This is a genomic window from Methylorubrum suomiense (assembly GCF_022179765.1).
Lineage (GTDB): Bacteria > Pseudomonadota > Alphaproteobacteria > Rhizobiales > Beijerinckiaceae > Methylobacterium > Methylobacterium suomiense.
The window spans coordinates 351,842-372,203 of record NZ_BPRE01000004.1 but is presented as its reverse complement, the minus strand read 5'-3'; the positions used below and the strand labels follow the sequence as shown (position 1 = coordinate 372,203).

21 protein-coding genes and 1 tRNA gene are annotated in these 20,362 nt (G+C 66.3%); 9 read left to right on the top strand and 13 right to left on the bottom strand.

The window, feature by feature from the left end:
• Positions 1-192: 192 nt before the first annotated feature.
• The 3 genes from MFF26_RS08920 to MFF26_RS08910 all read left to right on the top strand — a co-directional run bounded on the left by MFF26_RS08920 (position 193) and on the right by MFF26_RS08910 (position 2,317).
• Positions 193-269 (top strand) — tRNA-Met (locus tag MFF26_RS08920).
• 405 nt (positions 270-674) lie between these two features.
• Positions 675-1,721: a selenide, water dikinase SelD gene (selD, locus tag MFF26_RS08915; protein WP_137827936.1), complete on the top strand. Its 1,047-nt coding sequence runs from the start codon at positions 675-677 to the stop codon at positions 1,719-1,721.
• Positions 1,722-1,867: 146 nt separating this feature from the next.
• Positions 1,868-2,317, top strand: a complete 450-nt coding sequence (locus tag MFF26_RS08910) for a GNAT family N-acetyltransferase (RefSeq protein WP_137827935.1) — start codon at positions 1,868-1,870, stop codon at positions 2,315-2,317.
• Positions 2,318-2,343: 26 nt separating this feature from the next.
• On the opposite strand, the gene MFF26_RS08905 is transcribed toward MFF26_RS08910, so the two are convergent.
• Both MFF26_RS08905 and MFF26_RS08900 read right to left on the bottom strand, forming a co-directional pair.
• Positions 2,344-2,706, bottom strand: a complete 363-nt coding sequence (locus MFF26_RS08905; RefSeq protein ID WP_137827934.1) for a hypothetical protein — start codon at positions 2,704-2,706, stop codon at positions 2,344-2,346.
• A 17-nt stretch (positions 2,707-2,723) separates the two neighbouring features.
• Positions 2,724-3,011: a hypothetical protein gene (locus tag MFF26_RS08900; protein WP_137827933.1), complete on the bottom strand. Its 288-nt coding sequence runs from the start codon at positions 3,009-3,011 to the stop codon at positions 2,724-2,726.
• A 206-nt stretch (positions 3,012-3,217) separates the two neighbouring features.
• Between MFF26_RS08900 and MFF26_RS08895 the strand changes: the two genes are divergently transcribed.
• The 4 genes from MFF26_RS08895 to MFF26_RS08880 all read left to right on the top strand — a co-directional run bounded on the left by MFF26_RS08895 (position 3,218) and on the right by MFF26_RS08880 (position 7,026).
• The gene (locus MFF26_RS08895) at positions 3,218-3,508 is read left to right on the top strand and encodes a PilZ domain-containing protein (protein ID WP_238307894.1); all 291 of its coding nucleotides are present in this window, start codon (positions 3,218-3,220) and stop codon (positions 3,506-3,508) included.
• 139 nt (positions 3,509-3,647) lie between these two features.
• Entirely contained in the window at positions 3,648-5,531 is a 1,884-nt protein-coding gene (locus MFF26_RS08890) for a sensor histidine kinase (protein ID WP_137827957.1), read from the top strand.
• Complete coding sequence (locus MFF26_RS08885) at positions 5,528-5,980, top strand: response regulator (RefSeq protein WP_137827932.1); 453 nt, start codon at positions 5,528-5,530, stop codon at positions 5,978-5,980. The genes MFF26_RS08890 and MFF26_RS08885 overlap by 4 nt, the downstream gene beginning before the upstream one ends.
• Positions 5,977-7,026 (top strand): sensor histidine kinase, encoded by a 1,050-nt coding sequence (locus MFF26_RS08880; protein WP_137827931.1) that lies wholly within the window; start codon positions 5,977-5,979, stop codon positions 7,024-7,026. The genes MFF26_RS08885 and MFF26_RS08880 overlap by 4 nt, the downstream gene beginning before the upstream one ends.
• A 9-nt stretch (positions 7,027-7,035) precedes the next feature.
• On the opposite strand, the gene MFF26_RS08875 is transcribed toward MFF26_RS08880, so the two are convergent.
• The 5 genes from MFF26_RS08875 to gltX form a co-directional block, all read right to left on the bottom strand.
• Positions 7,036-7,245 (bottom strand): hypothetical protein, encoded by a 210-nt coding sequence (locus MFF26_RS08875; protein WP_137827930.1) that lies wholly within the window; start codon positions 7,243-7,245, stop codon positions 7,036-7,038.
• A 205-nt stretch (positions 7,246-7,450) separates the two neighbouring features.
• The gene (locus tag MFF26_RS08870) at positions 7,451-7,945 is read right to left on the bottom strand and encodes a DUF2243 domain-containing protein (protein WP_137827929.1); all 495 of its coding nucleotides are present in this window, start codon (positions 7,943-7,945) and stop codon (positions 7,451-7,453) included.
• Entirely contained in the window at positions 7,942-8,841 is a 900-nt protein-coding gene (locus MFF26_RS08865) for an MBL fold metallo-hydrolase (RefSeq protein ID WP_137827928.1), read from the bottom strand. Before MFF26_RS08865 ends, MFF26_RS08870 begins: the two co-directional genes overlap by 4 nt.
• A gap of 137 nt (positions 8,842-8,978) precedes the next feature.
• Positions 8,979-10,268: a citrate synthase gene (gltA, locus tag MFF26_RS08860; protein WP_137827927.1), complete on the bottom strand. Its 1,290-nt coding sequence runs from the start codon at positions 10,266-10,268 to the stop codon at positions 8,979-8,981.
• A gap of 209 nt (positions 10,269-10,477) precedes the next feature.
• Entirely contained in the window at positions 10,478-11,902 is a 1,425-nt protein-coding gene (gene gltX, locus MFF26_RS08855; RefSeq protein ID WP_137827926.1) for a glutamate--tRNA ligase, read from the bottom strand.
• A gap of 143 nt (positions 11,903-12,045) precedes the next feature.
• Between gltX and MFF26_RS08850 the strand changes: the two genes are divergently transcribed.
• On the top strand, positions 12,046-14,292 hold the full coding sequence (locus MFF26_RS08850; RefSeq protein WP_137827925.1) for a ComEC/Rec2 family competence protein: 2,247 nt from the start codon (positions 12,046-12,048) through the stop codon (positions 14,290-14,292).
• On the opposite strand, the gene lexA is transcribed toward MFF26_RS08850, so the two are convergent.
• Positions 14,286-15,014, bottom strand: a complete 729-nt coding sequence (lexA, locus tag MFF26_RS08845) for a transcriptional repressor LexA (protein WP_137827956.1) — start codon at positions 15,012-15,014, stop codon at positions 14,286-14,288. The genes MFF26_RS08850 and lexA overlap by 7 nt on opposite strands.
• A gap of 220 nt (positions 15,015-15,234) precedes the next feature.
• Positions 15,235-15,402, bottom strand: a complete 168-nt coding sequence (locus MFF26_RS08840; RefSeq protein ID WP_238307900.1) for a DUF1236 domain-containing protein — start codon at positions 15,400-15,402, stop codon at positions 15,235-15,237.
• On the opposite strand from MFF26_RS08840, the gene MFF26_RS26465 reads away from it, so the two are divergent.
• The gene (locus MFF26_RS26465) at positions 15,361-16,176 is read left to right on the top strand and encodes a hypothetical protein (RefSeq protein ID WP_281405162.1); all 816 of its coding nucleotides are present in this window, start codon (positions 15,361-15,363) and stop codon (positions 16,174-16,176) included. The genes MFF26_RS08840 and MFF26_RS26465 overlap by 42 nt on opposite strands.
• 645 nt (positions 16,177-16,821) lie before the next feature.
• Here the strand turns inward: MFF26_RS26465 and MFF26_RS08830 are convergent.
• The 4 genes from MFF26_RS08830 to MFF26_RS08815 all read right to left on the bottom strand — a co-directional run bounded on the left by MFF26_RS08830 (position 16,822) and on the right by MFF26_RS08815 (position 20,290).
• Positions 16,822-17,646, bottom strand: coding sequence for a 3-oxoadipate:acetyl-CoA acetyltransferase (locus MFF26_RS08830; protein WP_137827923.1), 825 nt, complete (start codon positions 17,644-17,646; stop codon positions 16,822-16,824).
• An 11-nt stretch (positions 17,647-17,657) separates the two neighbouring features.
• A complete protein-coding gene (locus MFF26_RS08825) occupies positions 17,658-18,737 on the bottom strand; it encodes a tartrate dehydrogenase (protein ID WP_137827922.1) in 1,080 nt (359 codons plus the stop codon).
• Between the two features lie 92 nt (positions 18,738-18,829).
• Complete coding sequence (locus MFF26_RS08820) at positions 18,830-19,237, bottom strand: hypothetical protein (protein WP_373324389.1); 408 nt, start codon at positions 19,235-19,237, stop codon at positions 18,830-18,832.
• A gap of 180 nt (positions 19,238-19,417) precedes the next feature.
• Complete coding sequence (locus MFF26_RS08815; protein ID WP_137827920.1) at positions 19,418-20,290, bottom strand: aldo/keto reductase; 873 nt, start codon at positions 20,288-20,290, stop codon at positions 19,418-19,420.
• Between the last annotated feature and the right edge of the window lie 72 nt (positions 20,291-20,362).

The window sequence follows — 20,362 nt, the reverse complement described above, 5'->3', positions numbered from 1 at the left end:
CGAACTCGGCCGTCAAACGCACCAGCGCCCATGGTACTGTGTCTCAAGACACGGGAGAGTCGGTCGCCGCCAGGCCTGCCCAGCGCACGACGCGTCACACCTCACCGCCCACCGCGGTGCCCCCCACATTCCCTCGATCGATCCGATCCGGCCCCGACGCTCACGCCGACCCGGCCCGACCCACACACCTTCCGCGGGGTGGAGCAGCCCGGTAGCTCGTCAGGCTCATAACCTGAAGGTCGCTGGTTCAAATCCAGCCCCCGCAACCAAACACAACACCATCACCGAACCGATCCGCCAAGGCCCGCGCTCACACAGCGCGGGCCTTGGCGCGTTCAGGGGCTGTGCCCGTCACAGCTCTCGACTGCGCGCGAAAACCGCGAAGCACTGTTGACGAAGACGCGTCCTGTTCGTCGCCTTTCGATTTCCTTCGAAACCAGCAATCACCTGCTCGCGCCTCAGGCTCATCGGTCACGAGATTGTGCCGAGAAGACCGGATCAGGGGCGAGTAAGCGAAGCACCGCACGCCTGAAACGGTAGATGCCGGCCGGTGCGATTGCAGCATTTCGCGAGCGACCATCGGGCAGCCGCTGCCGAAGACGGACTTCCAAGAGGCCGCCGACAACCTAAAACGTGTCCGCTGGTGATCGAGCCGCCAGTGCTGGGAGCGAGAGATGGACGCGACATCGGTTCGCCTAAGCACGCTGGCGCATGGCGGTGGGTGTGGCTGCAAGCTCGATCCCGGCGTGCTGCGCACCTTGCTGGCCGACCAACCGCTGGCCGGCCCGTTCGAGCGTCTCCTCGTCGGCAACGAAACCTCGGACGACGCCGCCGTATGGGCTCTCGATGACGGCACCTGCGTGATCGCCACCACCGATTTCTTCACGCCGATGGTGGATGACCCCTACGATTTCGGCCGCATCGCCGCTACCAACGCCATCTCCGATATCTATGCCATGGGGGGAAAGCCGATCATGGCGCTCGCCATCCTCGGCATGCCCGTGGGCAAGGTCGCACCCGAAATCATCGCACAGATCCTGAAGGGCGGTGCGAGCCTCTGTGCCGAAGCTGGCATTCCCGTCGCCGGCGGGCATTCCATCGACACGCCGGAGCCGATCTACGGACTCGCGGTCATCGGCACGTGCCGGCGCGACGAGGTCCGCCGCAACATTGATGCGCGGACCGGGGACGCCTTGATCCTGACGAAGCCCCTCGGTGTCGGGATCTACTCCGCAGCCATCAAGCGGGCCGCCTTGCCCGTTGGCGGCTACGACGAATTCATCGCCACGACGACGCGGTTGAACCGGATCGGCGCCGAACTCGCGCGCGAATCCGACATTCATGCCATGACCGACGTCACGGGCTTCGGTCTTCTCGGCCACGGGCTCGAATTGGCCCGTGGGGCCGATCTGACGGTGGTGATCGAAGCGGCAGCCGTACCGCTGCTCACCCACGCCGAAACCTTGGCCCGCGACGGCTTCATCACCGGCGCCTCCCGTCGTAACTGGTCGGCCTACGGCGAGTCCGTCATCCTGCCGGAGGGCATGCCGGATTGGCGCTGCCACCTGCTGACCGATCCGCAGACTTCGGGCGGGCTCCTCGTGTCCTGTCGTCCCGAGCAGGCGGAAACGCATCTCGGGGCGATCCGGGCTGCCGGATTCACAGAGGCGGCCATTATCGGGCGCGTCGAGGATGGCGCGCCCGGGGTCCGCGTGATCTGAACCCCCCTCCCCCCGATCTCGTGCTAACCCACTGAGGGTCGAGGGCGAGCTTGGTTCGTCATCGTCGCACATTCGCCGAAGATCGGCTTGGCGGTGGCTGCAGGGCGGGAACCGCATGTCGGATCACCAGACATACGGAGTTGGGCTTGGGGCGCCGTTACGGCCTGGAAATTCGCACCGCCACGCCCGCCGATGCGCCCGGTCTTGCGGAGATGCTGCTGAACGCCGGTCATCCCGTCGCTGCATCCCTCCTGGCGCAACGCCTCGAAACTCTCCGTCATCAAACGGGCACAGCCCTACTCGCCCTGGAGTGGGGCCCGCCGAGCGGGATCGTCGTCCTGCATTGGTATCCGGCACTGTCGAGCGACGCCCCTGTCGCCCAGATCACCACCCTGCTGGTGGCGCCTGACGACCGCCGCCGGGGGATTGGTCGCCAGCTTCTGAAGTCGGCGTCGCAGGCCGCGCGAATGGCTGGCTGCGACGATCTCCAATGTCTCACGGCACCGGACGCACCGACCCTGGAGGCATTCTGCCGTGCAACCGGGTTCCAGGACGCGGCGGGTGGATTTGTCAGACCCCTTCGGAAGAAGGGTTGAAGCGCCGCCGACAGAAGGCCGATCTGCTACGGCAGGATCCAGAGGCCAAGCCCTATCGAGACGGCAATCGCCACGACGACTCCCGCATAGAGGGGCATGACCCAGCGATTACGGCCATGAGCGGTGTTCATCCGCGCCGCTCGGCGTCGACGCGGATGGGTCTCCTGTTCACGGGCCTGCGCGACACGGGCCGGCTCGGGGGGTCGGCCCGCCGCCTCGTCATCGGTACCGAGCGGCGAAAGGCCGGGATCATGAGCTGCGATCTTGTCGCCGGTGGCGCCGGAATCGATCTCCGCTTTGAGCTGCGCAATTGTCGGCCTGGATGAAGCGGGGGGCGCCTCGGGTATGCGGTCGGCCGGGGGTGGCGGAGTCTCGGAGCGGAACGCCATGGCTGATCGCCGTCTCGTCAGCGTGCGCTGCCGCCCGTACCGCCGCCCCCGCTCCCCTGCGGGATCGCTCGCTCGGGCTGCCCGGCATTGCCACCGGCCGCGGAATTCGTGGTGATGGTGTCGGCACCGGTCGGACCCGGCGCGATGACGTAATCGACGCTGTTGCCCGTGGTGTTGGTCTGGCGCTGGATGATCGTTCCGGGCGGATAACGTCCGGGCGGACCTTCGAAGGGCTGGGCTTGGGCTCCGACAGCACCCGCGCCCAGAGCGGCGAGAGCGGCGGCAGTGAAAACCGGGAGACGCATGATCATGTCCCTAACAAACCGATCGACGGCTCTATCGCACTCGCGCGGTGTGAGCATCACGATCGGTTAATTCGATCATCCCCGGCCCAGTTTCAGCACGACTTCGCGACGAATACGCTCGCAATCACAGGAATTGCGAGAGATGCACGCAATTCGATGCATGCCGTCAGTCTCTCCTTAAGGCCGACCTGCGAGTTCGAGGGCCGATGAGCGATCGCGGACGGACCATGTTGACCAGTGCAGAGCAGCGAGCAGAACCGCGCCTCCGTGTCGGCGAGGCCGGATTGATCGCGCTCGACGAGCACAGCTCGGTCGGTTGCCTCGTGCATGATGTCTCGAACGGGGGTGTGCGGATCACCCTGCCGGACGCTGCCATCATCCCTGACGTGTTCCTGCTGGTTGCCTCGTGTCTTCCGGCCGCTACCGTCTGCCGCGTCATCTGGCGCGAAGATGAAATGATCGGTGCCCGCTTCCAGCCGCAAGACAATCGAGCCTAATCCGAGGGGGCTCGGGTCGCGCGGAAAATTCCTTTCTCACACGATCGTACCCTCCCGCCATCATTGATCGCGATGGCGCCTCCGCGTGTGATTTTGTAGCTTCGGACGGCGTTCGCAATTCCACCCGAACCCGATGGCGATGGTCCCAACAGGCTACAATCCGGCGCTCGTCGCCCTGTCGATCGCCATCGCGGTCTTCGCGTCCTACACGGCCCTCGACCTGGGGGGGCGGGTTCGCAGCGCCGATCCGAAGCTGCGGTTCGCCTGGCTCGCAGGGTCTGCCCTGGCGATGGGCGGTGGCATCTGGTCGATGCATTTCGTCGGCGTGCTGGCGTTCGAGATGGGGCTACCGGCCAGCTACCATCTCGGACTCACGATCCTCTCGCTTGCCATCGCCATCAGCGTCACTGGCCTCGCCCTCGCCTTCGTCGCCCGGGAAGGCGCACGTGACCGCGATATCTTCATCAGCGGCCCCCTGATGGGGATCGGGGTGGCCGCGATGCACTACACCGGCATGGCGGCGATGCAGGTGCACGGCAATTTGGCCTTCAGTGTACCGATCGTCGCCCTTTCGGTCGCGATCGCGATCACGGCGGCGACCGCTGCCCTGTGGCTCACCTTCCGCACCGGCAGTCCCTGGCAGAAGCTCGGTGCCGCCTGCCTCATGGGCGCAGCCGTGGCGGGCATGCACTATACCGGAATGGCGGCGGCAACCTTGACGGCGGAGGTGGGCGGAGCGCACGCAGCCCATGTCGCTGCCACGAGCGTAGATCAGCAGAACCTCGCGCTCGCCGTCGCGGGTGCCACCTTCGTCATCCTGTTTCTCGCGATCCTCGCTTCCTCGGTCGATCAACAAAGAGTCGGCGGCGAGCTGCGCGCGAGCGAGGAACGCTTTCGCGCCGCGATCCAAGCCGTGCGCGGTGTGCTCTGGACGAACGACCCGCAGGGCCGCATGGCTGGGGAGCAGCCCGGATGGTCGGCCCTGACCGGCCAGTCGCGCGCCGAATACGAAGGCTATGGTTGGGCCGAGGCCGTCCACCCCGACGACCGGCAAGCGAGCATCGATGAATGGAATCGAACGGTCGCGGAGCGCCGAACCTTCGTCCACGAGCATCGAGTTCGGGCCAAGGACGGCACATGGCGCCATTTCGCCATCCGGGCGATCCCCGTTCTGGATCCGCACGGTGCGATCCGCGAATGGGTCGGCGTCCATACCGACATCACCGAGCAGCGGGAGGCCGAAGCCGAGTTGCGCGAGTCGAACGAGGAGATTCAGCGCTACGCCTATATCGTGAGCCACGATTTGCGGGCGCCCCTCGTCAACGTGATGGGTTTCACCAGCGAATTGGAGGCGACCCGCGAGGACATCCGCGCGGCGCTCGGAGACCATCCGCAGGCCAAGCGGATCGATACCGATATGGCCGAGGCACTGGGCTTCATCAGCGCGGCAATCACCAAGATGGAGGGCCTGATCGCGGCGATTCTCAAACTGTCCCGTGAGGGAAGACGCCGCTTCGACGCCGAGCCCATCGACACGACCGCGCTGTTCCAAGGCATCGTCGATGCCCAGCGCCATCAGGCCGAGCGGCGGGGGGCGATCGTCACGGTGGCGCAGGGCATGCCGACCATCGCCGCCGACCGCCTCGCAATTGAGCAGATCTTCGGCAATCTCGTCGACAACGCTCTAAAATATCTCGATCCCGCCCGGCCGGGGCGCATCGAGATCGCGGCGAAGCCGGCGCCGGGCAACCGAGTGCGTTTCGTCGTCTCGGACAACGGCCGCGGCATCGCATCGAAGGATCATGCCCGCGTCTTCGAGTTGTTTCGACGCTCCGGTGCGCAGGATCAACCCGGCGACGGAATCGGCCTCGCCCATGTGAAGGCCCTAGTGCGGGCGCTGGATGGCCGCATCGAGCTGTCCTCGACGCTGGGTACGGGTACGACGTTTACGGTGACGCTGCCGCGCGGGACGGTTACAGGCAATCGGATCGAGGCCGCTGTAACGCGGCTCGCCGCCGAATGACGATGGAGACCGCCGTGCACCCCGTCTGCATCGTGATGATCGAGGACGACGAAGGTCATGCCCGCCTGATTGAGCGCAACATCCGCCGCGCGGGCGTGAACAACGAGATCGTTCCCTTTCGCGACGGCACCTCTGCGCTCGCCTACCTGCTCGGGCCGGACGGCACCGGCGAGGCGAGCGCACGGCGTCATCTGCTCGTCCTGCTCGACCTGAACCTTCCGGATATGACCGGCATCGACATTCTCGAGCGGATCAAGGCCAATCCGCATACCCGCCGCTCGCCGGTCGTGGTCCTGACGACCACCGACGACGCCCGCGAAGTCCAGCGCTGCTACGATCTCGGCGCCAACGTCTACATCACCAAGCCGGTCAACTACGAAGGCTTCTCGAACGCGATCCGTCAGCTCGGGCTGTTCTTCTCGGTGATGCAAGTGCCCGAGAACTCATGAGCGGGACGCCTGCCCCGGCCGCCGGCCGCATTCTCTACATCGATGACGATCCGGGCCTTGGCCGTCTCGTGCAGCGGGCGCTTCAGAGTCGTGGCTACGCCGTCGAGGTCGTCCTCGATTGCGGTGCGGGGCTCGCACGGCTGCGCGAGGGCGGCATCGACTTGGTGGCCCTCGACCATCACATGCCGGGGCAGACCGGGCTCGATCTCTTGCCGGACATTCGCGCCCTGCCGGACGCTCCCCCGGTGGTCTACGTCACCGGCTCCGAGGACAGCCGCGTGGCGGTCGCCGCCCTCAAGGCGGGAGCGGTCGATTACGTTTGGAAGGATGTGCAGGGCCAGTTCCGCGAATTGCTGGGCGAGGCGGTCGATACGGCTTTGCGCGCGGAGGCTTTGCGGCGGGACAAGGAGCGTGCCGAGGCAGCGGTTCGTGAAGCCCGTGACCGCGCCGAGCTTTTGCTGCGCGAGGTCAATCATCGCGTCGCCAATTCCTTGACATTGGTGGCGGCGCTCGCCCGCATGCAGACCAGTGCGGTCAAGGATCCGGCCGCCAAGGAGGCCCTGGAAGAGATGCAGAACCGCATCTCGGCCATCGCCGGCATTCATCGGCGCCTCTACACCTCGCAGGATGTCGAGGCGGTGGAACTCGACGCTTATCTGAGCGGCCTCGTGGAGGAATTGCAGCTCGCCATGAAGGCCTCGGGGCGCGACCACGCCATCCGCCTCCGAGCCGAGCCGATTCGGCTCGCGACCGACAAGGCGGTGTCCCTCGGCGTCGTCGTCACCGAACTCGTCACCAACGCCTACAAATACGCCTACCCGGCCGAGACTTCGGGGGAGATCCGGGTCACGGTGGAGCGTCAGGATCCGGACACCCTCTCGCTGGCGGTCGAGGATGACGGCGTCGGCTGGACCGGCGAAGGCGAGGCGAAGGGCACCGGTCTCGGCTCCCGGATCATCCGAGCGATGGCATCGAACCTGCGCTCCGCCCTCACCTACGCTCCGGGCCGAACCGGAACACGGGCAGTGCTGTCGTTCCAGGCGTGAGCTGCAAGCTCAGCCGCCACCGATGCCGGTTGTGACCTTTCCGGTGCCTTTGCAATCCGGACACGCACCTGCTTCCGTCCGGCCCGAGCCAGCGCAGGATCGACAGAGATTCTCGCCGCTGCCGGGAGTTCCGGGCGCGGCTTCGTCTCCGGGTTTGGTGGGTTCACTCGTGATCGGTTGGCTCACAACGTGGTCCTCTCTCCCGGCGGGGTCGGTCATCCTGAACGCTTGCCGGCGGCGGACCGGAATTCTGCCGGCTCGACCGGCATGTGGGGGCGTCGCCGTTACGGCGGCGCGCAACGCAGGGCGAGAAGCTCTTCGAGACTCGGCTCCGCCCCCAACAGCAACACCTTCCACGCCGGCATGGTCGCGACGCCGATGGCTGCTGCCAGCCCGAGCCAGGGTAGGACTCGCAGAGGCGCGGTCACAGCCCCCTCCCCCGCCGGACGAGCCATAAACCGCCGAGCAGCATGGCGAGGCCCCAGCCGAGGAACCCGAGGTCCCAATAAAGCCACTGCACCCGGTCGACCCGCTCGTTGACGTGATGCACGCCGAGCCAATGGTGATCGATCGACCCCTCGATCAGGTTGAACAAGCCCCATCCTATGAGGAGGCTGCCGACCAGCACCCGGTATGACCAGCGTCGGTGCTGGCGATGGGCACGGCGCCACATCACGAACAGTCCGAGCACGACGAAGACGTAGGCGGCGCTGTGAAAGACGCCGTCCCACAGCGTGTTGCGCTGCAGGTTCTCGATCGAATCGATTGGGTACCAGGAGCTGAGCATGTGATGCCATTGCAGCACCTGATGCAGGACGATGCCATCGAAGAACCCGCCGAGGCCGAGTCCGAGCAGAACTCCGGCAGCGACCGGGAACGAACCGCCCTCCCCTGCCGCTGTCGCTGGAACGGATCTCACGGCGCGCGGTAGGCCGAGCCATCTTCAGCCCGGGCCGGCTTCTCGACGTAGCGACCGCTTTCCGGGACGGCGACGCGCTCGAAATCCCGGGCGAGGGCATCGAGGCCGCGCCGCATGTCGGGTCCGGCGAGTGGGCGACCATGGCCTGCAATGACGCGCTCCGGCTTGAGGACTGCGAGCGTCCGCACGGATGATGCGGCGGCATCCCACTCGGTCGTCAGGTACATCGGCGGGCCGTGGATTTCCGGCGCCTGAGTCGCGACGGCATAGGCCGATTCCTGAGCCGTGGTCACGAACGCGTCGCCGACGATCAGGCTGCCGTCGGCCTCGCGCCAGAACGAGACGTGACCGGGCGAATGACCGGGCGTGTGAATCCAGCGCCAACCCGGCATCGGGGGCACGCTTCCATCGGCGGGGAACGTTTGCAGGCGTTCCGACACATCGACCGGACTTGTCGGATAGAGCGGCGAGAGACGCGCCATCAGCCCGCCACCGACACTGGGATCCGGCGGCGGGTAGGACGCGCTCCCGTCAAGATAGGGTCGCTCCAGCGCGTGGGCGAAAACCGGCGCGTCCCAATCCCGCGCCAGATCTTCGAGAACCCCGACATGGTCGAAGTGACCGTGCGTCAGGACGATCGCCGCAGGGCGGGCATCGCGACCGAAGCGAGCTTCGGCGGCGTCGCGGATCGCAGGAGCCGAGCCGGGGATGCCGGCATCGACCAGCACCCAGCCGCGGTCACCCGCATCAGGCTCGCCCACGAAGACGACGTTGGCCAGAACCAATCGGCGATAGGCGAGGTCGGACGCGACCGCGTGAGTATGGTCGCCTCGTTCGGCATCCGCCCGCGGATCGTCGGCTCGCGCTTGCGGGCTGACCGGTATCTGCTGCGCCACGGCCGTCTCCTTCCGTGCGTTCGGTGCTTCCAGCGCACCGACATGCCGGGGAAGGCGTCAGAGGAGCGGCCAAGTTCCGGAGGCGGAACCGATTTGACGAGCAGGGACCGCGCCGCAGCGGCGCGGCCCGTAAGGCCTCAGCCGCGCTGACCGATACCGACGTAATCGCGCCGATCTGGGCCGACATAGAGCTGACGGGGGCGGCCGATCTTCTGCGACGGATCCTCGATCATCTCGGCCCATTGCGCGATCCAACCGACCGTGCGGGCCAGGGCGAACAGCACGGTGAACATCGAGGTCGGGAAGCCGAGGGCCTTCAGGGTGATGCCCGAATAGAAGTCGATGTTCGGGTAGAGCTTCTTCTCGATGAAGTACTCGTCCTTCAGCGCGATCTGCTCGAGCTGCACCGCCACTTCGAGGAGGTCATCCTTGATCCCGAGTTCATTGAGGACCTCGTGGGTGGTCTTCTGCATGATACGAGCGCGCGGGTCGTAGTTCTTGTAGACCCGGTGACCGAAGCCCATGAGGCGGAAAGGATCGTTCTTGTCCTTGGCCTTAGCGACGTATTTCTGCACGTTTTCCGGATGCCCGATCTCCATGAGCATCTTGAGTGCCGCTTCGTTGGCGCCGCCATGGGCCGGTCCCCACAGGCAGGCAATGCCAGCGGCGATGCAGGCGAAAGGATTGGCCCCCGAGGAGCCGGCCAGGCGCACCGTCGAAGTCGACGCGTTCTGCTCGTGATCGGCATGGAGGATAAAAATCCGATCGAGCGCGCGGGCGTAGATCGGATTGATCACGTACTCTTCGCAAGGCACAGCGAAGCACATCCGCAGAAAGTTCGACGTATAGTCGAGATCGTTCTTCGGATACACGAACGGCTGGCCAATGGTGTACTTGTAGGCCATGGCGGCCAGCGTCGGCATCTTGGCGATCATGCGCAAGCTGGCGATCATCCGCTGCGACTCGTCCGAGATATCGGTCGAGTCGTGGTAGAAGGCCGAGAGCGCGCCGACGCAGGCGACCATCACCGCCATCGGGTGGGCGTCGCGGCGGAAGCCTTGGAAGAAGCGGTTCATCTGGTCGTGCACCATGGTGTGGCGCGTGACCCGGTAATCGAAATCGGCCTTCTGGGCGGCGGTCGGCAGCTCGCCGAACAGCATCAGATAAGCCGTTTCGAGGAAGTCGCCCTGCTCGGCCAGCTGCTCGATGGGATAGCCACGATACAGCAGCACGCCCTCGTCGCCATCGATGTAGGTGATCTTCGATTCGCAGGAAGCGGTTGAGGTAAAGCCCGGATCGAAGGTGAATTTGCCGGTCTGAGCGTACAGCTTGCCGATATCGACCACGTCGGGTCCGATGGTGCCGGATTTGACGGGGAGCTCGACGTGTTTGTCACCCACGATGATGGTGCTGGGGGAGGCGCTCATGGGAACGCGGTCCTTTCTCGCGACGGGGACAACACCGGATCGGAAGCCGAACCGCCTCCCGATCCGTTGTGGCGCCGCAGCGGAAAGCTGCGCCTGCTCACTGGAACACCGGGTTAGCGGATCGGCCCCGACCCAGCAACGGGCGGGTGCCTTTCGTCCTTCGCAGATGCGAGAACCGGGCCCATTTGTCACCGCTTCGCGGTTCGAAATCAGCCCGCGACGCGATCCCGCAGGCGCGCCAACGATTCGTCGCGCCCGAGGACCGCCAGGACATCGAAGACCGGCGGCGAGGTTGCTCGGCCGGTGAGCGCGGCTCGCAACGGCTGGGCGATTTGGCCGAGTTTGATTCCCGCCTCTTCGGCGTAACGGCGCACGGCGCTCTCCGTCGCCGAAGCGTTCCACTCCGGCAGGTTTTCGAGCGCCGGGATCAAGCTCCTCAGACGCTCCGCCGCGTCACCGGCAAGCAGGGCGTCCGCTTTGGCATCGAGCACCAGCGGACGGGGGGCGTAGAGGTAATAGGCGCTGTCGAGCAGCTCCACGAGGGTTTTGGCGCGCTCCTTCAGCCCCGGCATCGCGGCTACGAGCTTTTCGCGAAGCTCGGGGGAAAGGGTGGTCGGCAGGCCGCGCTCCGGGCCGCGTGCGGGGAGAATTGCCTCGATCGCCGCGACGAGGGCCGCGTCGTCGCTGCCGCGTATGTAGAGGCCATTGAGGCTTTCGAGCTTGGTGAAGTCAAAACGCGCCGCCGAGCGGCCGATCGCCTTCAGATCGAACGCCGCGATCATCTCCTCCGTCGAGAAGACCTCCTGATCGCCGTGGCTCCAGCCGAGACGGACAAGGTAGTTGCGGAGCGCCGCGGGCAGGTAGCCGCGGTCGCGGTACTCCTCGACGCCGAGCGCGCCGTGACGCTTCGAGAGTTTGGCTCCGTCAGCACCGTGAATCAGCGGGATATGCGCCATGGCCGGAACGTCCCAGCCGAGTGCCCGATAGATCTGGCTTTGGCGCGCGGCGTTGGTGAGGTGGTCGTCGCCGCGAATGATCTGCGTCACGCCCATGTCGTGGTCGTCCACCACGACGGCGAGCATGTAGGTCGGGGTTCCATCGGAACGAAGCAGTACGAGGTCGTCGAGATCGCGATTGGCCCAGGTGACGCGGCCCTGCACCCCGTCATCCACCACGGTCTCGCCCTCGAGCGGGGCGCGCAAGCGGATCACCGGCTTCACGCCGGCCGGCGCCTCGGACGGATCGCGGTCGCGCCAGCGGCCGTCATAACGCGGCGCCCGGCCCTCGGCGCGCGCCGTCTCGCGCATCTGCGTCAGCTCTTCGGCGGTTGCGTAGCAATGATAGGCATGGCCGGACGCCAGCAGGCTCTCGGCAACCGCGCGATGCCGCTCGGCGCGGGCGAATTGGTAGATCACCTCGCCGTCCCAATCGAGGCCGAGCCAGCGCATGCCGTCGAGAATCGCGTCGATGGCGCCCTGCGTCGAGCGCTCGCGATCGGTGTCCTCGATTCGCAGCAGCATCCGTCCGCCGAAGCGGCGGGCATAGAGCCAATTGAACAGGGCCGTGCGCGCGCCGCCGATATGGAGGTAGCCCGTGGGCGAGGGCGCAAAGCGCGTGACGACGGGTGCCGACATCGATGTTCTTGAAAACCTGAAATTTCGGGAGGGCGGCGGTCGCCGCTCCATGGCGGGCGTGTAGCACGAGGATGCGGATGCGTTAAGAATTCGTCACCGGCGCTTTCCGGGTCGGCACGGCGCAGGGAGCGGAGTTCGGCCGGATGGCGAGAAACGGCGGAAGGGCGCTGCGGGTGACGCGTCCCGCCCTCTTCGCCGACCGCGTCCCAACGCCCTCCCATCTCTTGGCGCTCGCCGCCGGTGAGTTTCGGCTGGGACTGGACCGCGAAGGCGAACAGAGGCGGTTGTTCCCCTGGCTTGCCGTCGCCTTCGGGATCGGGATCCTCGTCTACTTCACGGGCACCGATGGAACACCCACGCTCGCCGCTCCGCTCGTTGCGGCCGGCTTCTGCCTTGGGCTGACCCCGCTTCTGCAGGCCCGGCCAGCCTGGCTCGCGCTTGTCTTGGGACTGGGCACGGCCTTTCTCGGCTTCGCCGCTTGCGTCTGGCGCGTGAACTCCGTCGCCGGGCCGATCCTCGCCCGCACCATGATTGCGCCACTTGTCGGCGTGGTCGAGGGGCTGGAGGAACGCGAGGGCGGCGCCCGGTTGATCGTCCGTGTCGAGAGCTTCGACGACCTCACCGCGGCGGCTCAGCCACGCCGGGTCCGCGTTTCATACAAGGCCGCGCAGTCCGTGCGGCCGGGCGATACGATCCGCGCCACGGCGCGCTTGCTCCCGCCCCCGCAAGCGGCCCGGCCGGGTGGCTACGACTTTGCCCGTGATGCGTATTTTCGGGGCATCGGTGCGGTCGGCTCGCTCAGCGGCAAGGTGGAGATCGCACCGCGAACGATCCCCCTTCCGTTCGCGCTCGAAATGGCGGCCTCGATCGACGAGGCCCGCAATCACCTGACTCGGCGCATCGCGGACGCGATCGGCGGTCAGGCCGGCGCGGTCGCGGCGGCGCTCGTGACGGGCAAGCGCGGCCTGATTACGGAGGAGACCAACCGCGTATTACGGGCGGCCGGTATCTATCACGTCGTTTCCATTTCCGGATTGCATATGGTGCTCGCGGCCGGCGTGGTGTTCTGGTTGGTCCGGGCCGGCCTCGCCCTGGTACCGATCCTCGCCCTCGCCCTTCCCATCAAGAAGATCGCGGCAGGCACCGCGATGGTCGGCGTGACCGCCTATTGCGCTTTCTCCGGCTGGGACGTCGCCGCCGAGCGTGCTCTCATCATGACGCTAGTCATGTTGGGCGCGGTTCTGGTCGACCGGCCAGCGCTCAGCATGCGCAATCTTGCCCTCGCCGCGATCCTCGCCCTAACCCGTGAACCTGAAGCGCTGCTTGGTCCGAGCTTCCAGATGTCGTTTGCGGCAGTGGCCGGACTGATCGCCTGTGCGCCCCTCCTCGATGGAGCGTCGTTTCGACGGGAGCGCGACTCAGTGCTGTTGCGTGTCATCTCACGATGTCTGGCTGTCGGCGTCGGCACGCTCGCGACGACGTTGGTTGCTCAGATCGCGACAGCGCCCTTCGCGACCTACCATTTCCAGACCATCCAGCCCTTCGGCCTCATCGGCAACGCGCTGACACTTCCGCTCGTCTCGCTCGCGGTGATGCCCGCCGCGGTCCTGGGAATGATCGCCTATCCCTTTGCCCTCGACCGACCGGTCTGGTGGGTCATGGGACTGGCCGTTCGCGGGATGCTCGACATCTCGGAATGGATCGCGGGCTTCGGCCAATCGACGATCGTACTCCCGGCCTTCGGCGCTGGCGCGTTGGTGTTGCTGGCGTTAGCCCTGCTGCTCCTAACCTTGCCGGTCTCACGTCTGCGCGGGCTCGCGATCTTGCCCGCAGCGCTCGGCCTTGTCGCCGCTGCAACACCGGCGCGCTTCGACCTCTACATCGATCGCGACGGCGCCGGAGCGGCGATCCGAGGGACGGATGGACGCCTTGCCGTACTCGGGCGTCCGCCGACCTTCGTGCTCGAACAATGGTTGAAAGCCGACGGTGATGCTCGCTCGGCCGCCTCTCTCACCGGAGGCCCCAAACCTCGTTGCGACAGACTCGGCTGCACGATGACCACCTTCGATGGACGGACGGTCGCACTGGTGCTCGACAAACGCGCTTTCGAAGAAGATTGCGCCCGTGCCGATATCCTCATCAGCCGCTTGAGGCCGCCACCGAACTGTCGCGCACCCCTGAGAATCGACAAAAATTATCTTGAAACACACGGGGCGACAGCGATTCGGCTTGGGGCACCCCATCCCGAGATTGTGACGGCTCGTAGCAGTCAGACGCCACAGCCTTGGCAAGCTCGACCGGTCGCTGTCGTGCCAGAGACCAATCCAGCCTCAGGTGAGACGGGATTAGCCGCAGATCCCGGCGCTACGGGGATGGACTCGCTTCAGTAACGGCGCACGAGACTGACGAGCTTGCCTTGGATGCGGACCCGGTCCGGTCCGAGAACCCGGGTTTCGTAGGCAGGGTTTGCCGCTTCGAGCGCAATCGAGGAGCCGCGACGGCGCAAGCGTTTCAGCGTCGCCTCCTCGTCGTCGATCAGGGCCACGATGATATCGCCGTTATTGGCGGTTTCCTGCTTGTGGATCACCACCAAGTCGCCGTCGAGGATACCGGCCTCAATCATCGAATCGCCGCGGACTTCGAGGGCGTAATGCTCACCGCCAGCCAAGAAGTCGGGCGACATCGCAATCGTGTGACTCTGACTTTCGATCGCCGAGATCGGCGTGCCGGCGGCGATGCGGCCCATCACCGGCACGATGACCGGTCGGCCCTCGCCGTCCTGCGCTTGCAGCAGAGGAGCCTTCGGCGGGACCGGCTTACCGGCAAGTCCGCCCTCGACCACGCTCGGCGTAAAGCGGCGCAGCTCGGCTGTTGGTACAGCTGGCTTGGCGGCGGGTGCCTCCGGCATCCGCAGAATTTCGAGAGCTCGCGCTCGATTCGGCAGCCGACGCAGGAAGCCCCGCTCTTCGAGCGCCATGATGAGGCGGTGAATGCCCGATTTCGACTTCAGGTCGAGAGCATCCTTCATCTCATCGAACGACGGGGGTACGCCGCTCTCCTGCATCCGTGACTGGATGAATTGAAGGAGTTCGAGTTGCTTGCGGGTCAGCATGCGGCACCTGCTGTCGCGTGCGGCATAGCCGCCGCCGGATCGTGGAAAACAAATCGCGAACAGGCTAGACGTTCCTATCCTGTTCTGCAAGTGCCGGCTTGGCCGTGTGATGCCGTCGATGCGCTGCGTGGACGGCATAAAAAGATGCGCTGCGTGGACGGCATAAAAAAAAGGCGGCGGAGCCGAAGCCCCGCCGCCCTGATCGGCTATTGAAGTCGGATCAGCCCGGGATGACGTCGACGATCTCGTAGGTGTCCGGGTCGATGATGACGATGTCGTCCCGCACGAGGATGAACTGGAATCCGCGATAAGCCGGAACCAGCGTCAGGATCGTCGGCGGGAGCGGGTGCAGCGAGACCGACCGCGGGATCGCCGTGCCGACGTTCAGCGAGAAATTGACGTTGCTGACCGACCGGACGTTGGTGCTGGTGATCGACTGGCGGAACTCGGTGCGCTGCGTCGTGTTCAGGCTCCGCGTCGCGCCACGAGCCTCGGAGACGTTGCCGCGTCCACCGCGGTCACCGCGCTCGGCGCCGTCACGGCCACCGCGATCACCCCGCTCGGCACCATTGCGATCACCGCGCTCAGCGCCATCGCGACCGTTGCGGTCGCCGCGCTCGGCACCATCGCGGCCATTGCGATCGCCGCGCTCGGCACCGTCCCTGCCGCCCCGCTCGGCACCGTCGCGGCCACCCCGATCACCCGCCGCGTCTTGGCCGCCGCGTCCGCCGCGTTCGCCGGCGTTCTGACCACCGCGTTCGCCAGCGTTCTGACCACCGCGTGCACCACCCTCGCCCGGCGCACCGCTGCGGGTCGCACCGCCTGCACCGCCGGGCTCACCACCCCGCATTGCGCCACCGGCTCCGCCAGCACCGCCAGAATCGCCACCGCGCATCCCGCCGCCGGCACCACCGGCGCCGCCCGCGCCGCCGGCCTCACCGCCGCGCATCGCGCCGCCACCGGCTCCGCCGCCCGCGCCGCCGGCTCCGCCACCGGCAGCCCCGCCGCCGGCACCACCAGCACCGACGCCTGCGCCGCCACCAGCACCACCGCCCGCGCCACCACCGGCTCCGCCGCCAGCCCCACCGCCAGCGCCGCCACCCTGGGCCAGGGCGGTCGCCGCACCGAGTACGAGGATGGCCGCCGTGGCCGTGCTGCGTAAGAACTTGCTCATCGTGGTCCCTGTCCTCTACCCGACGCCACGCACGGCGCGGAAACCGGCCTCGCAACGGCCAGTGCGTAGAAAGCGTTCCGTCAATGCTCAGTTTTTGCGCTTTTGGCGGGGGAACCTTGGCAATAACTCGCCCGGAAACGCAGAGCTTGCGATAGTCACTGCGCTCAATGCTTATTCTTCTGAAATACGGGTTTGGCTAAAGATCAAACATTACGCTCAAATCCGGAGGCCGACGCTGATGTTCGTCATTGCGGGAGAAATGTCACCGGGCCGCCGGGTATCGGCGCTCGGGGTCGCACCGCGAGACCCGAGCGTTGTGTATCGTAGAGGACCGAAAAGCCGAGAAACGGCGTGACACCGACGCTGATGAAGGGGCACCGCAATTCAGGCGGCGACGCGCCGCCCCCGACATGCCCGTCATGCACCGGTCCCGCCGTGAAATCCTCGACCGCGAGGGCCCGTCCATGACCGTCCCCAAGCACCAACCGCGCTGGCGTACCGAATGGCCCGTCTGACGCGGGGGAAGCGCATGTCATGCTCCTGCGGCTCACTTCAAACTACCGATTGGTAGGGAGAATGGCCGACACGCACCCGACTTCCATCGCCGGTGTCGTCACGTTCGCGCGACGGCAATCAGGCGAGATGCAACAGCGCGCGCGCCTCTGCGGGCGTAGCGGGACGCGCTTCGTGTTCGGCACAGAGTTCAACCGCGAGGCGGACGAGCGAAGCGTTGCCGTCGGCAAGTTCGGACTTCGAGAGGCGGATATTGTCTTCGAGTCCGGTGCGAATGCCGGTCGCGCCGCGCTCAAGCGCCCAACCGATGGCTTCGCGCTGGAAGCGGCCGATGCCGAAGGCGCCCCAGCTTGCCTGCGGCAGCAAGCGCCGCGCTTCGGCAAGCAGTAAGTCCAGCGCCACGGGATCGGCCGGCATGGCGTCGGCGATCCCCAGCACGAATTGAATGTGCCCCCTCGCATCAGCGAGGCCCGCATCGATCAAGCGGCGGGCATTGTGGAGATGCGAAAGATCGAAAACCTCGATCTCGGGCCGAACGCCGCTCGCGCGCATCCGGTTGGCCAGCGCCGTGTAGAGCGGCGCAGGGTTCTGGTAGATGCCACCCGCGAAATTGGTCGAGCCCGTCGTGAGCGAGGCCATGTCCGGATGATGATCGAGGCAAGCGCCGCGCAGGTCGGCGTCCGGCTCCGCACCGCTCGTCGAGAACTGGACGATCATCCCCGGGCAGTGGCGGCGTATCCCCTCCTGCACCCGAGCGAAGCGGTCGGGGTCGTGGGAGGGGCTCTCGTCGTCGTCGCGCACATGGATGTGGGCGAGCGATGCGCCCGCTTCGTAGGCGGCCTGAGTCGATTCGATCTGCTCGGCCGGCGTGATCGGTACGGTCGGGTTATCGGCCTTGCGGGCGACCGAACCGGTGATCGCCACCGTGATGACGACGGGCCGCATGATCCCCTCTCCTAGCCGATCGCCTCTTCGACCGCCCGGCCGCAGGCCGTCGTGTCGGCCGTGCCACCGAGATCGCGCGTGCGCAGCGATTGTTCCGGAAGCACCCGTTCGATGGCCGCGACGATCTCCGCTGCGGCCTCCCGCTCGCCGAGATGCTCCAGCATCATCGCGCCGGACCAGATCTGCCCGATCGGATTGGCGAGGCCCTGTCCCGCGATGTCGGGAGCCGATCCATGAACCGGCTCGAACACGGACGGATACCGTCGCTCGGGATTGATGTTGCCAGACGGTGCAATGCCGATGGTCCCGGTGCAGGCGGGGCCCAGATCCGAGAGGATGTCGCCGAACAGATTGGAGGCCACCACCACGTCGAACCGGTCCGGGTTCAGCACGAAATGCGCGGTCAGAATATCGATGTGGTACTGGTCCCAACGGATCTCGGGATAGGCTTCTGCCACCGCCCGCACCCGCTCGTCCCAGTACGGCATCGTGATCGAAATGCCGTTAGACTTCGTCGCTGAGGTCAGATGTTTCTTCGGGCGGCTCTTGGCCAGTTCGAAGGCGAAGCGCAGCACCCGGTCAGTGCCGTGACGGGTGAAGATCGATTCCTGCACGGCGAATTCGCGATCGGTGCCGGGAAACATACGCCCCCCCGCATTCGAATACTCGCCCTCGGTGTTCTCGCGAACGACCCAGAAGTCGATGTCGCCGGGCTCGCGGCCCGCCAGCGGACTCTTCACGCCCGGCATGAGGCGGACAGGGCGCAGGTTCACGTATTGGTCGAACTCGCGACGGAATTGGATCAGCGAGCCCCACAGCGAGATATGGTCCGGCACGCGATCCGGCATACCGACGGCGCCGAAGAAGATCGCATCGTGCGTGCCGATCTGCGCCTTCCAGTCCTCGGGCATCATCCGCCCGTGGGCCTCGTAATAGTCGCAGCTCGCGAAATCGAACCAATCCTGCTGCAGGGTAAAGCCGTGGCGCTGGGCCACCCGCTCCAGCACGCGCACGCCCTCCGGCACGACTTCCTTGCCGATGCCGTCACCGGGGATGACGGCGATACGATAGCTGCGCTTGCTCTCGGCCAAGGCTTCCTCCGCGACGCGACCTGACGGACTCAGTCGCGCCACGGGGCGCCGACGTCAATGCCGGTGGAGGGCGAAGCGAGGTGGGAGGGGTGTCAGTTGATCGAGCCTGTCGTCTCCCCGGGGCAGGCCTCATGCGCACGCGAGCGCAGGACACGCTTGAGCCGCACCGGCTGCGATCCGGCGGCGCTGTCGAGGGTCCCGATCAAGGCATCCGGGCCCGCCGTACCTTGAAAGCTGACGAGACCTGTCTCGGTCTCGATCCGGAAGGCAACGTCCTTGGTCGCGTCGTCGATCGTGACCGAAGTCGCGACCGGCGCTCGCAATCCGGCCCCTTCATAGACGAGGCCATCACCGTTTGGCGACCGCTTGAGGGTGATGCGTCGGCCCGCCTGCGAACCATCCTCCGGCATGGTGCAGAGATCGGCATAGACCCAGGTGCCGGAGACCCAACCCGGCCGTGCCTGCGACGGCCCTGCCAGCATCCCACAGGACAGCACCATTCCGCAGAGAAGCGCACGATGGAGCTTCGACATCTCGATCCTCGTCTCTGGCAGGGTGGCAGGGCAACGGTCTGGCGACCGCAACGGAAACCGAAGACGTCGCGCCGCCGCGGGTTCCTGTTGGAAAGCAAGATGCGTGCGGAACGGCACGCCGGCAGCGCGGGTCGCGTCGATTTCTGCCTAGACGGCCTTCCGGGCAGCCTGACCTTCCCGATCGAGGGTTTCGAACTCGTCCGCGCTCAGAGACACTTCGGCAGCGGCGACGTTCTCCGCGAGGTGATCGGGATCACCTGTACCGGGGATCGGCAGCATCACCGGTGAGCGTTTGAGAAGCCACGCGAGGGCCACCGCCCCTGCCCCGACACCGAGGCGGCCGGCGATGGTGGAAAGGGCCGATTCCGGACCCGCCAGCGCGCCCTTGTCGAGGGGAGCCCAAGGGACGAAGCCGATGCCCAATCCCTCGCAATGAGTCAGCACCGCTTCACTGGTTCGATCGACGAGATTGTAGCGATTCTGCACCGTCGCGACGGGGAAGTATTGGCGCGCCGCCTCGATCTCGGCGACGGAGACTTCCGACAGGCCAACATGGCGTATCAGACCCTCCTCCCGCATGCGGGCAATGGCCTCGAACTGCGCGTCGCGCGGGATATCCGGGCCGATCCGGTGCAATTGCCACAGATCGATGCGCTCAAGGCCTAAACGCCGGAGACTCATCAGGACGCACTGGCGCAGATAGTCCGGATTTCCGACCGGGCGCCAGATATCGGGACCATGACGCGTCAGTCCGCCCTTCGTCGCGACGACAAGTCCGTCATAGGGGTGGAGCGTCTCGCGGATCAGATCCTCGCTGACGAAGGGGCCGTAGCTGTCGGCGGTGTCGATCAGATCGATGCCGAAACTCGGAATCGCCCGCAGCGTCGCTTTCGCCCGCTCCCGATCGGGCGGATCGCCCCAGATGCCGGGGCCGGTGACGCGCATGGCGCCGAAGCCGAGGCGATGGACGGTCAGATCCCCGCCGATCGCGAAGGTACCCGATCCCTGGACGCTCGCCATGTCTGTCTCCTGCGGTGACCATCCCCTCCGAATGACGGGGCAACCCGTCAGCGGGCCGGTGGGTCCGACGAC

What these genes read in the sequence shown, in the direction of transcription:
- lexA (WP_137827956.1), bottom strand. Translation starts at nt 15,014, where the DNA reads ATGCTGACCCGCAAGCAACTCGAACTCCTTCAATTCATCCAGTCACGG.
- gltA (WP_137827927.1), bottom strand. Translation starts at nt 10,268, where the DNA reads ATGAGCGCCTCCCCCAGCACCATCATCGTGGGTGACAAACACGTCGAG.
- MFF26_RS08875 (WP_137827930.1), bottom strand. Translation starts at nt 7,245, where the DNA reads ATGACCGACCCCGCCGGGAGAGAGGACCACGTTGTGAGCCAACCGATC.
- MFF26_RS08905 (WP_137827934.1), bottom strand. Translation starts at nt 2,706, where the DNA reads ATGGCGTTCCGCTCCGAGACTCCGCCACCCCCGGCCGACCGCATACCC.
- MFF26_RS08885 (WP_137827932.1), top strand. Translation starts at nt 5,528, where the DNA reads ATGACGATGGAGACCGCCGTGCACCCCGTCTGCATCGTGATGATCGAG.
- selD (WP_137827936.1), top strand. Translation starts at nt 675, where the DNA reads ATGGACGCGACATCGGTTCGCCTAAGCACGCTGGCGCATGGCGGTGGG.
- MFF26_RS08895 (WP_238307894.1), top strand. Translation starts at nt 3,218, where the DNA reads ATGAGCGATCGCGGACGGACCATGTTGACCAGTGCAGAGCAGCGAGCA.
- MFF26_RS08850 (WP_137827925.1), top strand. Translation starts at nt 12,046, where the DNA reads ATGGCGAGAAACGGCGGAAGGGCGCTGCGGGTGACGCGTCCCGCCCTC.
- MFF26_RS08890 (WP_137827957.1), top strand. Translation starts at nt 3,648, where the DNA reads ATGGTCCCAACAGGCTACAATCCGGCGCTCGTCGCCCTGTCGATCGCC.
- MFF26_RS08815 (WP_137827920.1), bottom strand. Translation starts at nt 20,290, where the DNA reads ATGGCGAGCGTCCAGGGATCGGGTACCTTCGCGATCGGCGGGGATCTG.
- gltX (WP_137827926.1), bottom strand. Translation starts at nt 11,902, where the DNA reads ATGTCGGCACCCGTCGTCACGCGCTTTGCGCCCTCGCCCACGGGCTAC.
- MFF26_RS08900 (WP_137827933.1), bottom strand. Translation starts at nt 3,011, where the DNA reads ATGCGTCTCCCGGTTTTCACTGCCGCCGCTCTCGCCGCTCTGGGCGCG.
- MFF26_RS08880 (WP_137827931.1), top strand. Translation starts at nt 5,977, where the DNA reads ATGAGCGGGACGCCTGCCCCGGCCGCCGGCCGCATTCTCTACATCGAT.
- MFF26_RS08820 (WP_373324389.1), bottom strand. Translation starts at nt 19,237, where the DNA reads ATGGTGCTGTCCTGTGGGATGCTGGCAGGGCCGTCGCAGGCACGGCCG.
- MFF26_RS08830 (WP_137827923.1), bottom strand. Translation starts at nt 17,646, where the DNA reads ATGCGGCCCGTCGTCATCACGGTGGCGATCACCGGTTCGGTCGCCCGC.